Here is a 14,394-nt window from a genome sequence, read left to right as displayed (position 1 = left end):
GCTTCTGCCAGCTCAAACACTTCCGACGCTTGGCAACCCGCTATGACAGGCGAACCGCCAACTTTACCGGCTTCATCCATCTCGCAGCCGCAATGATCTGGATGCAATGAATGTCGATCGGTCCTAGGCCCTTTGCCCGCGATGACCGATCACACCAGGCTCGACTTGCCGCGGCTCAGCACCTCGCCCGCGCCCTTGTCGCCGACGACCTTGCCCTGCTGGTACACCACGCGGCCCCGCGCGATCGTGGTGACGGGCCAGCCGGTGACGTCAAAGCCTTCCCAGGGCGTATAGTCCGCGCCGTGGTGAAGATCGGCCTGCCGGATTGGCTTGGTCAGCTTGGGGTCCCACAGAACGATGTCGGCATCGAAGCCGACGCCGATCGAACCCTTGCGCGGATAGAGGCCGTAGATCCGCGCATGGTTGGTCGCAGTCAGCTCGACGAATTTTTGCAGGCTGATCCGCCCCTTCGAGACGCCTTCGGAGAACAGGATCGGCAGCCGGGTCTCGACGCCGGGAATGCCGTTCGGCACCCAGCGGAACGAGGTGCGGGCGTTCGGCGTCAGCTTGCCTTTGGGATCGTCGTAGCGGAACGGGCAGTGGTCGGACGAGAAGGTCTGGAACACGCCTGTCGTGATGCCTTCCCAGATCGCCTGCTGGCTTTCGGCATCGCGCGGCGGCGGTGAGCAGACATACTTCGCGCCCGTGATGTCCATGTTCAGGCCCTTCATGTCGTCGGCCGTGAGCGTGATGTATTGCGGACAGGTCTCCGCATGCACCGGCAGGCCGCGCTGCTGGGCCCAGCGTACCTGCTCCATCGCCTCGCGCCCGGAGACGTGCACGATCATGATGGGGACGCCAATCACCTCGGCATGGCTGATGGCGCGATGCGTCGCCTCGCGCTCGACGGCCTGGGGCCGCGAGGTGCCGTGATAATAGGGCGCGATATGGCCTTCGCGCTCGAGCTTGCTGGTAAGGAATCGGATGGCGTCGTAGCCCTCGCAATGGACCATCACCAGCGCCTCCTCGCGGCGCGCCACGTCGAACACCTCGAGCAGTTGCTTGTCGCTGAGCACGAGGTCGTCATAGGTCATGAACACCTTGAACGAGGTATAGCCGTCCTTGACCAGCGCCGGCAGCTCCTGGCCGAGCACGACTGCGGTCGGATCGGAGATGATGAGGTGGAACGCGGTATCGATGTAGCACTCGCCTTCGGCCAGCTTGCGGTAGTTCTCCACGCAAGTGCGCAGCGACGTCCCCTTCTCCTGCAGCGCGAAGGGCAGAATCATGGTGTTGCCGCCGGCCGCCGCCGCGCGCGTTGCCGAAGCAAAATCGTCGGCCATCACGACGTCGGGGCCAGAGGGCTGAGAAATGTGGACATGACTGTCGATCCCGCCCGGCAGCGCCAGCAGGCCGGTCGCGTCGATCTCCCGCGCCGCGCCGTCGATGCGCTCGGCGATGCTGACGATGCGGCCGTCGCGAATGCCGATATCGGCGCGAAACTCGTCGCTGGCCGTCACGATGGTGCCGCCGCGAATGGCGAGATCGAGCTGCGTCACAGGAGTCTCCGTCACTTGATGATCGCTGATGTCTGGAATATCCGGCCCCACTGCGCAAGGGCCGAGATGTCGCCACCGGCAAGACCGAGCGTGCGCCACAGCGTGATCGCGACCGAGTCGAGCACGGCGATGTTCAATTCCCGTTCGAGCGAGGCCGCCAGCGCAGCACCGTCGAGATTGGTGCAGAGGATGACGACGGCGTCGGCCCCCTCCGCCGCGACCGCGCGGATCATGTCCGCAATTGTCGCAGGGGCGACCTCACCGAAGGAAAAATTGTCGCGCAGGCCGAGATGCCGCTCGGCATGCGGAGCGACGCCGTCCTCGGCCCAGACGTCGCCGATCCGCCGCTGCACGTCGTCGGTATAGGGCGAGACGAGGCCGACACGTTTGGCGCCGAGCGCGCGGGCAGCATCGATACAGGCGAGAGTAGAGGTCGTGGCCGGCACCCCAGTGCGCGCCGTGATCGCCTCGCACAGGCTCCTGTCACGGCCAATGCCGAGCCAGCTCGCCGAGGTGCCGTTCCAGGCGATCGCGTCGACCTTGGCATCCGCCAGCAGATCCGCCGCCGGCAGCATCACCGAAGTGTCGAACTGGTTCAGCGCGGGGGCGTCGAGCGCAATCTCGGTGACACGGAAGCGCGAGAAATGCGCGGTGACGCCGGTGGCGCCGTGCAGCATGGCGCTGGTGACGGGTTCGAGCACCGAATTGGAGGACGGCGTGATCATGCCGAGACGTCTGCGCAAGATTGACATTGATCACGATCGTCCAATTGAGAGAGCGCACCGCTTCGCTCCTCCGGCGATCATCCCCGCAGGCCATCGGCCGTGCAACCCGGATTTTGCATGGCGCATATGATTTGTTTGATACGCATCTCAAGCCGCGAAGGTCGACCGCAAGCGGCGCCAGCCGATGACGATGCCCGTGGCGGAGAATACCACCCCGAGCGCACAGAGGCCCACGACCAGGACGTCGCGCCAGCGCGGATGCGCGACGAGGATTGGAAAGTCGAGCGTGTGGAGCGCCCCGTAGGCCCAGCGATAGGCCCGCCGCGACGCATCCAGCCTTTGCAGCACACGACCATCAGCACCGTCGATGTCGAACCAGACATCGCCGCAGCGGGAACGGTAGACGGGCGCTCCGGGGACGGTGGACTGCGCGGGATAGTCGTCGTTATCCGCGAGAATGGACGGCGCGTCGCAGCCGGTCGCAATCTGCGCCATCAGGCTCCCGATCGCCTGCGCGTTGATGAACGCCGACTCGCCACCGTCTGGCCCGACCACAACCTGCTTCTCGAGACCCATCCGCTCGCGTCGGTAGAGATTGCCGCCGAAGGTAAGCCACTCGACTTCATGGGCCCGGGGCGATATCGGCGTGCGTTCGAACGACAGGGCCGTGGCCCAGTTCGGCGCAGCATTGATTACGCCATCCTCAGCCGGATTCAACTGCCCGCGCGAGAACAGCCGGCCGTGATCCATGGAGAGCCAGCCGCTGAAGATCCAAGTCAGCACGAAGACCGTGGCCACAAGACCGATGATGTGATGGAGCGCGTGCCAGCCCCGATAAGGCGTTGCGATCACGCCTCCCCGCATCTTCGCCCGCACGATCCCGAGCACCGCGCCCAGCACCGCCGCGATCAGGGCGAGCAGCGACAACGTCCAGACCACGCGGTCCCATAGTTGCCAATTGCTTCTCAGGACCGTCGGGTAGATCCAGTGCAGCACGCTGCCGGCGAGATTCCATGCGCGTTCGGTCCGCGTCGTGTCGAGGACGACTTCGCCGGTACGCGACGAGACATAGACCTCAGTCCCGACAGCATCGCCGAGGGCAACGCGAAACAAGGGCCGGTGGCGATCAAAGCCGTTCGGCACGCTCCATTGATCGTAGTCCGCGTATGCAGCGACGATCGCTCGGGCGGCATCGAGCCCGCGTTGACGCGCATGAGCCTGCGCGATGGCGAGTGCGACCTCAGGCGACCGCACCGAGGCATCCTGCCCGTCAGCGGCACGAACCGCCCGCAGGCGCGATGGCCCTGATACGATATAAACCGGCCCGTCAGTTCGCTGGATCAAACGAACGCGCGCGGCGTCAGCGACCCCGCTCGCGGCGACAGCATCGGCAATGGCGGTCCGCGCTGCGCGGCCCTCCACTGCCACGAGCCCGGCAAATCGCTCCGCTTCCGTCAACGACGGAAACGGAACGAAGTGCATCACGATCCCCGTCGCGAACCACATCGCGAACAGCAGGCAGAACGCGATCCCGAGCCAGCGATGCAGCAGGACGATCGCGCCCATCATGGGTTCAGTGCCCTACCATTTGAACGCCGCCGAGAGCTCGTAGGTGCGCGGCGCCCCGAGCAGGATCTGGTCGGGATAGAACGGATCGCCCCAGATCGCATAACGCTTGTCGGCGATGTTGCGCACGCGGAAGGTCAGGCGGGCCTGGTCGACCGCAGAGAACACCGTCTTGGGGATGTCGACGAAGGCATAGACGTCGGCCACCGTGTACGCCTTCATCGTCACTGTGTTGGCGTCCGTGTTGTAGCGATCGCCGACGTGGCGGCCGGTGATGCCGAGCTCCACCGGCCAGGGCGTGAAGAACCGATACGATGCGCCGGCATTGGCCACGATGCGCGGAACGTTGGGCGGCGTGTTGCCGGAGAAGGAGCCGCCGACGAAATTGTAGTCGGCATAGCGCGCATCGACATAGGCGATGTTGCCCCACAGTCGCAAAGGCTCGATCGGGCGGACCGAAGCGGCAAGCTCGACGCCCTTCGATTCCTGCCGTCCGGCAACATTGAGCAGCATACCGCCGGCCGCGGCATAGACGTTCTTGCGCAGAATGTCGTAGGCCGAGAACGACCACTCCGCCCGGTTGTCCCAGAACAGGTGCTTGACGCCGGTCTCATAGGTGCGCGCGGTCGTGAGGTCGAGCGGCTGCGTCGGCAGGAGCAGGAAGATGTTGTTGGCGGAGACGTCGGCGCCGGTGGCATACTGGCTGAAGAAGGTCAGGCCGGGAACGGCCTCCCAGGTGTAGCCGATACGACCCGTTACCGGCGCCCAGTCTTTCGTGTACGGAAAACCTGCCTTCTCCAGGCCGTTCTTGTCGGTCGAATTGCGGTCGAGCCCGATGTGCTCGACGCGCAGCCCGCCGATCAGCGCAAAGCTGCGCGTCAGCTTCAGCCGGTCCTCGAACGACAGCGCCTCGCTGTCGATGCGTGCCGTCTGCTGCTGCGTCGTGAGCAGGCCGTAATAGCCGCGATCGGGATTGATCAGCGAGACGGAGTCGCCGGGGAAGTTTGCGGCGCCCGGCCTGACGAAATCGAGGTAGCTTGACGACAACGTCGTGACGAACCGGTTGTCAAAGCCGGCGATGTTCGTGTCCCAGATCAGGTCGGTGATGTTGCCGACCAGCCGCTGGCTGTGCGCCACATAGAAGCGCTCGCGATCAACAAGGTTCGTACCGGAGTTGAACGCCTCGACTTCGTTGTTGAACCACGTGCGCTCTGCACCGTAGCCATAGGCCTGGCTCTTCAGCGTCAGGTCGGGCGCGAGCTTCAGCTCGAAGCCGCCGCGCAGCCAGACCTCTTGCGCGACGTTACGATTATCGAGGACATTGTAGTTGGTGTTGAAGGTGCGATCGTCGATCGTCACCGCGCCCAGATTGGTTCCGTTGTAGTTCGAGACGTAGTTGCCGGAGACGATCCCCGTCGTCGCGTGCGAGCCGCTGAAGGCAACCGGCACCAGCGGCGCGCCCCAATAGGCCTTTCCGCGATCCTCGCGATACTCGATCGCACCCCAGACCTTGAGACTGTCGGAGATGCGATAGTTCAGCTGGCCCGACACGTCGAGCGTCCTGGTGTTGGTATCGTCGGCAAAACCGTTGAGTGAGGAGCGGCTGATGTCGAAGCGATAATCGAGGCCCTGCACATTGGTGCTGCCGCCCGAGCCGTAATGGGCGCGGAACGAGTTCAGGGAGTCGTACGAGAAGTCCGCCTCGTTACGGATTGGTCCCGTATGCGGCTGCTTGGTGACGAAATTGATCGCGCCACCGGCGGCGCCCTCGCCCGAGATCAGCGAGGCCGGGCCTTTCAAAAATTCCACGGCCTCCAGATTGGCGGTGTCGGTGATCCGCGAGGTCATGTTCTGCGGACCGATCTTGATGCCGTTGTAGAGCGTGTTGATCTGGCTGTTGGTGAAGCCGCGCATCGAGAAGCCCGCCGGCTCCCCCGGACTGTCGCCGGAGGTCACGCCGACCGCGCCTTGGGCGACCTCGGACACGGTGCGATAGCCCTGCTCGCGCATGGTCTCGGCCGAGATCACTTCGACGGTCGCCGGTATCTCCCGCACGGTCAGGCCGAGGCGCGAAGCGCTTTCGGCGACCGCATTGGTGTTGAGCGGAGTCTGCGCTTGTCCCTGCCCTGCCGCGCCCGGCACAGCAGGTTTTGGCACGGCCGTCGCGGCCGCCGGCCTGCGCGCTGCCGCACGGCGGGCGCTCTGCGTGTCGCGCCCGGCAGGCTTGGCCTGCTTGCGGGATTGGGCGGGCGACACTTCGATCGGCGGCAGGCGTTCGCGAGCCTCCTGTGCCAGCGCGGCGGGCAGATCGATAGCGGCAAAGGATGTCAGCGCGACAGAGGCAAGCAGGAAGCGGCGCGGTCGTACAATTCGGGTGGAAGACACGGTCTTGGACCTCGGTATGACGTCAGTGGCACGTCACAGCGAACCAAGGTCCCATCTTCCGGCGCTCAGCCCTCCGATGAAGCCGAATGTCTGTACTCCCCGACCGACATCTTCGCGTGTGACCACGGCTGACGGCAGGTCTCCTGGCTCGCGGGTCGTGACCGCTTCGTCGCCTTCCCGGGACCGAGGACCCAGTGGCTTCTGACGAAGGATTCACCGCTTACAGTTGCGGGGGCAGCCGCGGCATTGGGGACAACGTCCCCGCACCGCATTCCCTTTTCATCCCCTCTCGGGGAAACCGTCCTAGCCATCTAGGATTACCATCAAGACAGAGTCAATGTACCAGTAGCGGCGTTATTGCCACAGCGACCAACTTCCTTGGAGATAAGCATGGAAGGCGAGACCTTCCTCTGGCTGATACGGCATGCGCCCGTCGACGGCGTCAAAGGAACGATCCATGCGGCCGACGCACCCGCCGCTCTCGGCGATCGCGCACAGCTGGAGGCGTTGCAGTACCGCCTGCCGCGGGATGCTGCGAGGAGCTATGCCAGCCCGGCCCGGCGCACGGTCGAAACGGCTCGCGCGCTGGGGCTCCAGCCGGAATTGGTCAGCGAATTCCGCGAGCAGGATTTTGGCGACTGGACCGGTCGTCGGCATGACGAGCTCGCCGCGACCGGCGGCGAGGCCTATGCACAGTTCTGGGGCGATCCGGCGCGCGGAAGGCCGCCGGGTGGCGAAAGCTTTGAGGATCAGGTCGCACGCGTCAGGCGAGGTCTCTCGCGGATCGGACCCGGCTCCGCAGTGCTCGTGGTCCATTCCGGTACCATCCGCGCTGCGCTGTGCATCGCGCTGGGCCTCACGCCACAAGCCGCCCTGCGCTTCGTCATCGATCCGGTCTCGCTCACGCGGATCGACCGGCTCACCACCGGCTGGCGCGTCGTCTCCGTCAATCAGCGCATCAGCTAGGTCTGTCAGGCACATTGGCCTGCGCAAACGTCGCCATGCCGTTGTGGAGCGCGCAGGCCGACCGCACCAGCGACAGCGCGATGGCGGCGCCCGATCCCTCGCCGAGCCTGAGATCGAGGCTGATCAGCGGTTGCACGTTCAGCGCGCGAAGCACCAGCCGGTGCCCCTGCTCCGCCGATTGATGCGACGGCAGCAGGAACGGCTGGCACGACGGATTGAGCCGCACCGCTGCGAGCGCTGCGACCGACACGATGAAACCGTCGATCAATATGGGGATGCGGCGCTGCGCGGCGGCAATGATGGCGCCGCAGATTGCCGCGATCTCGAGCCCGCCGACGGCGCACAGGATCTTTTCAGACGAAGCGCCGACAACGCCATGACGCGCGATCGCCGCATCGATCACGCGCGCCTTGTGCGCGCGGCCGGCCGCATCGACGCCGGTACCGCTGCCCGCGATCTCCTCGGCGCTCATGCCAAGCAGGCTCGCCGCAATCGCCGCCGAAGTGGTGGTGTTGCCGATGCCCATCTCGCCGAAGATCAGGAGATCGGGGTTCGTGGCCTCGGCGCGCGCGACTGCGCGCTGGCCGGCTTCGAAAGCAAATGCCAGCTCCGCAGGCGCAAGCGCAGCGTCGACGCTGAAATCGCGGGTGCCATTGCGCGGCTTGTCGATGACGATTCCTGCCATCGCCTCCTGCGCCAGCGTGCCGGCGTCGACGACCTCAAGGCTGGAGCCCAGCTCGCGCGCGAGCACCGAGATCGCGGCGCCGCCGGAGGCGAAATTCGCCATCATCGCGATGGTCACGGCTTGCGGATAGGCCGACACGGCTTGCGCGACAATGCCGTGGTCGCCGGCGAAGATGATGATCGGCACCCGTGCGGCGCGCGGCTGCTCGGTCGCCTGCAGGCCTGCTAACTCGATCGCGAGCTGCTCGAGCCGGCCGAGCGCGCCGGTTGGCTTTGTGAGTTGTGCCTGACGCGCGATCGCCGCCTCGCGATGGGCCGCGGAGATATCGGGGCACTTCTGATAGACCCATTCGGGGAGCATGCTGCCTCGCTTACGGCCTGCGCTTGAGAATGTAGCTGTCCATGATCCAGCCATGCCGCTCGCGCGCCTCTTGCCGCAGCGCGACGATGCGCGGACCGACCTCGGTGAGCGCGCCGGACATGATGATCTGATCGGGCATGCCGAGATAGGCACCCCAATAGATATGAAACCCGGCTGGATCGAGTGACTGGAATGCGGTGCCGCCGTCGAGCATCACGACGACCGTATCGACGCCTTGTGGCCAGCCGCCTTCGCGCAGACGGCGCCCCGTCGTCACCAGGAACGGCTCGCCGATGTCGTTGAGCGGCAGCGCATGCGCCGCGCACAGCGCCTGGATCGAGGTGATGCCGGGGACGACTTCGATCTTCGGCAACGGATTGAGCCGCCGCGCAATGCGCAGCGAGGAGTCGTAGAGCGAGGGATCGCCCCAGATCAGCAGCGCGACCTTGCCGTCACCACCGAGATGATCTGCGATCGTCTGCGACCAGGCCGCGGCGACGGCATCGTGCCAATCGTCCACGCCCTTGCGGTAGTCGGCTTCACCGGCGTCGCGCACAGGAAGATCGAACTCGGCGATGCGCGTCCTGTCGCTGGTGAGCACATCCGCGCAGATCGTCCGCCGCAAGTCTGCAAGATCGGACTTGGCCGTCCCCTTGCGCGGGATCAGGACGAGATCGGCTGCGTTGATGGCTTGAACGGCTGCGCGCGTGAGCTGCCCGGGATCACCGCAACCGATGCCTATCAGGGAAAGCGTGAGCATCGCGCGTGGGCGGGGCGGCCATGACGGCCGCCCCATTTTCTCTTAAGCCGCGTTGTGCAGGCGCGGGGTGACGAGGCCGGGCGCGGTAACACCGCGCAGCGACTTCGCCAGCGCCAGCACGGCGAGATCGGCCAGCGGCTCGATCACGATGACGAGCGCGTAGGACGCCGCAAACGTGGCGATGCTGGCGAGGTTGCTCATGGCAAAACCGGAGCCATAGAGCGCCCAGAACGCCACCCAGGCGATCACGCCGGCCTGATAGGTCGTCGAGAGCGCCAGCGCCTGGCGATACTTCAAATCGACATAGGCGGTGTTGCGCGAAATGATCCGTGTGGCGATCGCCTGGATCCCGAACAGCGGCACCAGGAGCGTCGTGACGTTCATGCCATATTGCGGCAGGTCGGCCGGCTCGAAGAACACGCCCTGAAGCAGCAGGCCGAACGCAAGGCCGAAGGCGGCGGGCGCAGCGCCGAACAGCAGGAACAGGGTCGAGCCAAGGATGAAGTGCACCTCGGAGACGCCGACCGGGAAGTGCGGCAGGATCTCGAAGAAGGTGAACACCAGGACGGTGGTGGCAAGGGTGCGCGCCGCGAACGAGGTGATGCCCTGCTCGCGCACGGTCTCTGCCGCAAGCTTCAGCGCAACGCCGCCTGCGGCGATGCCGGTTGCGTAACTCAACACGAGCTTGGCGCCCGTTACGACTCCTGGTTCGATATGCATGGCTCAGATCCTTCCTGCCGTCACACCCGACTGCCTTGGCCTCAAAACTTGCACGGCCGGTCTCCTGGCTCGCGGTTCACTGGGTTCTCCGGCCTTCCCGGACCTTGCGGCCCAGTGGCTGATCGGAGCCCCTCACCGCTTACAGTCGCGGGGGCGGCTGGGGTTTTGGGCGCCGCAACTGGGTCCGCCCACCCCCATTCCCGATTATGCTCCGGCGCTTTGCGCCGCGTCGAGCACCATGCATCTCCTGTGTGCCTCTTTCGCCAGCCGGGCGTCAAGGGGCGAAGGGCGGCCGGGGCGATCATGACGGATAATCCCCCGCCAGCGCGCCGAACAGGATGACGGCAGCCGTGGAAGCCGCCCCGCCCCGCGCAAGCTGCTCGGCAAGCTCGGCAATCGTGGTGCGGACCAGCCGTTCGTCGGCCCGGCCAAGGGATTCGGCGAACAGCGCCGGGGTCTCCGCGGCGAGGCCATGCTCGATCAACTTTGCGACAAGCGCCGGAAAGGTGCGGCGGCCCATATAGACCACGGTGGTTGCTTCGGGATCGGCCAGTGCCGCCCAGTTCAGGTTTGGCGGCAGCTCGCCCGTGACGTCGGCGCCGGTCACGAACTGCACCCGGCGCGAGGTGTGGCGCCGGGTCAGGGGAATGCCGGCTTGCGCCGCGGCGACGCAGGCCGAGGTGACGCCGGGAACGATCTCGTAGGCGATGCCGGCTTCGCGCAGCGTCTCCAGCTCCTCCTCGAGCCGGCCGAAAATGCCGGCATCGCCCGACTTCAGCCGCACCACGCGCGCGCCGGTTGCGGCATAGTCGACCAGCAGGCGGTTGACGTGGTGCTGCTTGGTCGAGGGCCGCCCCGCCCGTTTCCCTACCGCGACGAGGTTGGCGCCGGGCCGGGCCAGATCGAGGATCGCGCCGGACGCCAAATCGTCATAGAGCACGACGTCAGCCTCGCGCAGCCGCGCGGCGCCCTTCACGGTGAGCAGCTCGGGATCGCCGGGGCCGGCGGAGACAAACGTGACAAAACCGTTCACCGGTCCTCCGCAATCAGATGGAAGAACGTACCCGTAGCGTGGCCGCGGCGCGAGCCGGTCTCGGCGATGACCGCGCCGGTCGCATCATGCACGACGGCCAGCGGCGTGTCAGGCTGCGCGACGATCGTGGAATAGTGGAATTCGTGGCCGCGCAGGCGTGCACCCACCTGATGGCCCGGCATCGGCGCTGCGAGCGCGGCCAGACGATAGCCGAGATGCATGCGGCGCTTGGCAAAGCTCGTCTCGAGGCCGAGCAGCCCCGTCATCTCATGACGAAGACCGTCGGCATCGGTCAAAGCGGTCCCCAGCACCATATAGCCCCCGCATTCGCCATGCACCGGCCGCGTCTCGGCGAACGAACGCAGGCCGCTGCGAAAGTTCGCATTGGTCGCGATCTTGCCGGCATGCAGCTCGGGATAGCCGCCGGGCAGCCAGCAGACATCGGCGCTCGCCTCAGGCGCTTCATCGGCGAGCGGCGAGAATGTCGATATCTCCGCGCCCGCTGCGCCCCACGCTTCCAGCATGTGCGGATAGACGAAGGAGAATGCCGCGTCGCGTGCCAGCGCAATGCGCTGGCCGGGCGGCGTCACGTTGAGGCCGTTCACGGCAGGTTGCGGCGACCAGCTCGCGGCCGATCGCAGCACCGCGTCGAGATCGACATGCTCGGCGACGAAGCGCGCGGCCTCGTCGATCAGCTTGCCGATCTCGGCCTGCTCCTCGGCCTGCACGAGGCCAAGATGCCGCTTCGGCAGGCTGATCTCGGCATGGCGCGGCAGCGCGCCGAACACAGCGATGCCGGCATCGTTCAGCGCACGCCGCACGAGATCTTCATGACGCGGGCTGGCGACACGGTTGAGCACCACGCCCGCTAGACGCACGCCGGGGCGATAATCGCGAAGACCTGCAGCGATCGCCGCCGCGGTCTGCGCCTGGCCGGAAGGATCGATCACCAGCACCACCGGCCAGCCCAGCATCTCCGCGATGTCGGCGGTGGCACCGGTGCCCGAGACGCCGCGCGCGGCGACACCATCGAACAGGCCCATCGAACCTTCGGCCAGCACGACATCGGCATCGGTGCCGCGGCTGACGAGATGCGCAATGGCCCCGCGATCCATCGCCCAGCTGTCGACGTTGACCGAAGCGCGCCCCGTCGCGGCGGCATGAAAGGCGGGATCGATGTAATCAGGGCCGCTCTTGAAGCACTGCACGTTCAATCCGCGATTGCGCCAGGCGCGCGCCAGCGCCAGCGTCAGCGTGGTCTTGCCGACACCGGAGGCGGGTGCGGAGATGATGAGGCCTGCCGCCATCACGACGCCTCCGGAAAGCGCGGCTCGGCACCGACTGGCCGATAGCGGCGATCATAGTCCGCGGCATAGAGGCGGCTCTCGTCAAAATCTGCGGCGCCAAGCGTCCTGCCGACCAGGATCAGCGCCGTGCGTTCCATCTCGCTGCCGACGGCCGCATCGAGCGTCGCAAGCGTCGCGCGCACGATGCGCTGATCCGGCCAGCTCGCGCGCCAGACGATCGCGACCGGGCAATCCGCGCCATAATGCGGCGTCAGTTCGGCGACGACCTTGTCGAGCAGATGGATCGACAGATGGATCGCGAGCACCGCGCTTGTTACGGCGAATGCGGCAAGCTTCTCGCCCTCGGGCATCGCGCTGGCGCGGCCGGGCGTGCGCGTCAGCACCACCGTCTGCGCGAGACCGGGCAGCGTCAGCTCGGCTTCCAGTGCAGCCGCAGCAGCCGAGAAGGACGGAACGCCGGGCGTGACCGAATAGGGAATGCCGAGCGCGCGCAGGCGGCGGAGCTGCTCGCCCATCGCCGACCAGATCGAGAGGTCGCCGGAATGCAGCCGCGCGACGTCCTTGCCCTGCGCGTGCGCGGCGGAAATCTCCGCGATGATCTCGTCGAGCGACAGCGGCGCTGTGTTGACCATGCGCGCGCCGGGCGGACAATGCGCGAGCACGCCTTCAGGAACCAGCGAGCCGGCATAGAGGCAGACCGGAGAGGCCGCGATCAGGTCGCGTCCGCGCAGCGTCAGCAAGTCTGGAGCGCCCGGCCCCGCGCCGATGAAATGCACCGTCATGCGCCGTCTCCTTCCGCGATCGCGGCGGTCGCAGTGCGATCCTGCGAGACGGCCCGGGTCGCAATCAGGCGCGCGCGAGGGCCAACGGCAGCGAGCGCCGCGGCTTCGGCGACCGATCCGGTGCCGAATTTTTCCGCGACGATCTTCGACTGTGTCGGCGTATCAACGCTCGCAAGCACATCGGCCGGGATAGCCTTGATCGGCACACCGCATTCGCGCGCAAGCTGCTTGAGCGCCTCCGCGTCGGCCTTGTCGCTGACGGTCGCCACCGCCGCAAGGCCTTCAATACCGCCGGCCGCCAGCAGCGCCTCGCGCAACGAAGCCAGCGTGGCGTCCTTTTTGAATCCGAGTCCGGCGACCTTCATCGGACCGCACTCCACTGCACCACCGGCCGCGCCGCCTCCCAGGACCTGTAGCGGCCGAGCGGAGCGGCGTGAGCGATCTCGACGCGCATCAACTCGCCGCCATGGCGCTGATGCAGCTCGCCGAGCAGCGCTTCCGTCTCCAGCGTGACTGAATGTGCAACCAGCCGCGCCCCCGACGCAAGCCGCGACCAGATCGCGTCGAACATTGCGCCATCGAGACCGCCGCCAATGAAGACGGCATCCGGCGCTTCCAGCACAGCAAAAGCTTCGGGCGCCTTCCCCGTGATGACGGTGATCCGATGCGCCAATCCGAACGCCGCCGCGTTGCTCCGGATATTGCCGGCGCGGTCCTCGCGCGCCTCGATCGCAAGCGCCGTGCCTCCGCACAGCGCCCACTCGACCGCGATCGAGCCCGAACCCGCGCCGATGTCCCACAGCCGTTCACCCGGCCGCGGCGCCAGCGCTGAAAGCGCGAGCGCGCGCACCGGCCGCTTGGTAATCTGTCCGTCGTGGGCAAAGAGATCGTCCGAAAGTCCCGAGCTGCGGGGAACGCCTTGCGCGCCCTTCGCCTCAACTGCCACCGCGATCAGGTTTCCATCGAGGTCACCAGCAAAATTGTCTGCGCGAAATTGCCGGACGCTTTCACGCGGCCCTCCGAGCGCGGCGAGCGTCCAGAATGCCGAGGCGCCCCATCCGCGCTCGCTCAGCCATTTGGCGAGTTCACCCGCGGCCCTGCCGTCGCGTACGAGACAAAGGATCCGCGCATCTCGCGCCAGATGCGGCACAAGCCGCTCGAATGGCGCAGCATGCAGGCCGAGACAAACCACTGTTTCAAGCCGCCAGCCCAGCCGTGCGACTGCAAGCGAAAACGTCGACGACGCCGAATGCGCAATCCACTCGCCGGCATCGAGCCTCTCGGCGAGGCTTGCACCGGCGCCGTGCCAGAACGGATCTCCGGAGGCGAGCACCACCGTCGGCCTGCCGCGACAGCTCATGACGACGTCCGCGTCGAACGGCACCGGCCATGGGCGCCCGCGTCCAGCCATGCCGGCAAGCGCGAGATGGCGTTCACCACCAAAGACGGTTTCGGCATCGTCGAGCGCCTTTCGGCTTGCCTCGGACAGCCCGGCAAGGCCATCTTCGCCGATACCGATGATGGTCAGCCAGGGATCAGCCAAGGA

At 66.5% G+C, this 14,394-nt stretch carries 13 protein-coding genes and 2 riboswitches; of the genes, 1 reads left to right on the top strand and 12 read right to left on the bottom strand.

Going from position 1 to position 14,394, the window contains the following annotated elements; genetic code table 11:
- Positions 1 to 149: 149 nt before the first annotated feature.
- The 4 genes from hydA to RAD15_RS27735 form a co-directional block, all read right to left on the bottom strand.
- Positions 150 to 1,559: a dihydropyrimidinase gene (gene hydA / locus RAD15_RS27750; RefSeq protein ID WP_458181396.1), complete on the bottom strand. Its 1,410-nt coding sequence runs from the start codon at positions 1,557 to 1,559 to the stop codon at positions 150 to 152.
- A gap of 11 nt (positions 1,560 to 1,570) precedes the next feature.
- Positions 1,571 to 2,311: a maleate cis-trans isomerase family protein gene (locus tag RAD15_RS27745; protein WP_458181395.1), complete on the bottom strand. Its 741-nt coding sequence runs from the start codon at positions 2,309 to 2,311 to the stop codon at positions 1,571 to 1,573.
- Between the two features lie 120 nt (positions 2,312 to 2,431).
- Positions 2,432 to 3,853: a PepSY domain-containing protein gene (locus RAD15_RS27740; RefSeq protein ID WP_458181394.1), complete on the bottom strand. Its 1,422-nt coding sequence runs from the start codon at positions 3,851 to 3,853 to the stop codon at positions 2,432 to 2,434.
- A gap of 12 nt (positions 3,854 to 3,865) precedes the next feature.
- Positions 3,866 to 6,235, bottom strand: coding sequence for a TonB-dependent receptor (locus RAD15_RS27735; protein ID WP_458181393.1), 2,370 nt, complete (start codon positions 6,233 to 6,235; stop codon positions 3,866 to 3,868).
- A gap of 116 nt (positions 6,236 to 6,351) precedes the next feature.
- A riboswitch (cobalamin riboswitch) is annotated at positions 6,352 to 6,553 on the bottom strand.
- Positions 6,554 to 6,625: 72 nt separating this feature from the next.
- Between RAD15_RS27735 and RAD15_RS27730 the strand changes: the two genes are divergently transcribed.
- Positions 6,626 to 7,201, top strand: a complete 576-nt coding sequence (locus tag RAD15_RS27730) for a histidine phosphatase family protein (RefSeq protein ID WP_458181392.1) — start codon at positions 6,626 to 6,628, stop codon at positions 7,199 to 7,201.
- Here RAD15_RS27730 and cobT read toward each other — a convergent pair.
- The 8 genes from cobT to cbiE all read right to left on the bottom strand — a co-directional run bounded on the left by cobT (position 7,194) and on the right by cbiE (position 14,391).
- A complete protein-coding gene (cobT, locus tag RAD15_RS27725) occupies positions 7,194 to 8,246 on the bottom strand; it encodes a nicotinate-nucleotide--dimethylbenzimidazole phosphoribosyltransferase (RefSeq protein WP_458181391.1) in 1,053 nt (350 codons plus the stop codon). The two genes, RAD15_RS27730 and cobT, sit on opposite strands and share 8 nt — an antisense overlap.
- A 10-nt stretch (positions 8,247 to 8,256) precedes the next feature.
- Positions 8,257 to 9,006 (bottom strand): precorrin-6A synthase (deacetylating), encoded by a 750-nt coding sequence (gene cobF / locus RAD15_RS27720; RefSeq protein WP_458181390.1) that lies wholly within the window; start codon positions 9,004 to 9,006, stop codon positions 8,257 to 8,259.
- A gap of 42 nt (positions 9,007 to 9,048) precedes the next feature.
- Positions 9,049 to 9,726: an energy-coupling factor ABC transporter permease gene (locus RAD15_RS27715; RefSeq protein WP_458181389.1), complete on the bottom strand. Its 678-nt coding sequence runs from the start codon at positions 9,724 to 9,726 to the stop codon at positions 9,049 to 9,051.
- Positions 9,727 to 9,763: 37 nt separating this feature from the next.
- A riboswitch (cobalamin riboswitch) is annotated at positions 9,764 to 9,982 on the bottom strand.
- A gap of 45 nt (positions 9,983 to 10,027) precedes the next feature.
- Complete coding sequence (cobA, locus tag RAD15_RS27710; protein WP_458181388.1) at positions 10,028 to 10,759, bottom strand: uroporphyrinogen-III C-methyltransferase; 732 nt, start codon at positions 10,757 to 10,759, stop codon at positions 10,028 to 10,030.
- A complete protein-coding gene (locus tag RAD15_RS27705) occupies positions 10,756 to 12,066 on the bottom strand; it encodes a cobyrinate a,c-diamide synthase (RefSeq protein WP_458181387.1) in 1,311 nt (436 codons plus the stop codon). The genes cobA and RAD15_RS27705 overlap by 4 nt, the downstream gene beginning before the upstream one ends.
- Positions 12,066 to 12,848: a precorrin-4 C(11)-methyltransferase gene (gene cobM, locus RAD15_RS27700; protein WP_458181386.1), complete on the bottom strand. Its 783-nt coding sequence runs from the start codon at positions 12,846 to 12,848 to the stop codon at positions 12,066 to 12,068. Before cobM ends, RAD15_RS27705 begins: the two co-directional genes overlap by 1 nt.
- A complete protein-coding gene (locus tag RAD15_RS27695) occupies positions 12,845 to 13,213 on the bottom strand; it encodes a cobalamin biosynthesis protein (RefSeq protein WP_458181385.1) in 369 nt (122 codons plus the stop codon). The genes cobM and RAD15_RS27695 overlap by 4 nt, the downstream gene beginning before the upstream one ends.
- A complete protein-coding gene (cbiE, locus tag RAD15_RS27690) occupies positions 13,210 to 14,391 on the bottom strand; it encodes a precorrin-6y C5,15-methyltransferase (decarboxylating) subunit CbiE (protein WP_458181403.1) in 1,182 nt (393 codons plus the stop codon). Before cbiE ends, RAD15_RS27695 begins: the two co-directional genes overlap by 4 nt.
- Positions 14,392 to 14,394: the final 3 nt, after the last annotated feature.

It is taken from the genome of Bradyrhizobium sp. 14AA, assembly GCF_054185205.1.
This window is presented reverse-complemented; position numbering and strand designations above follow the sequence as displayed.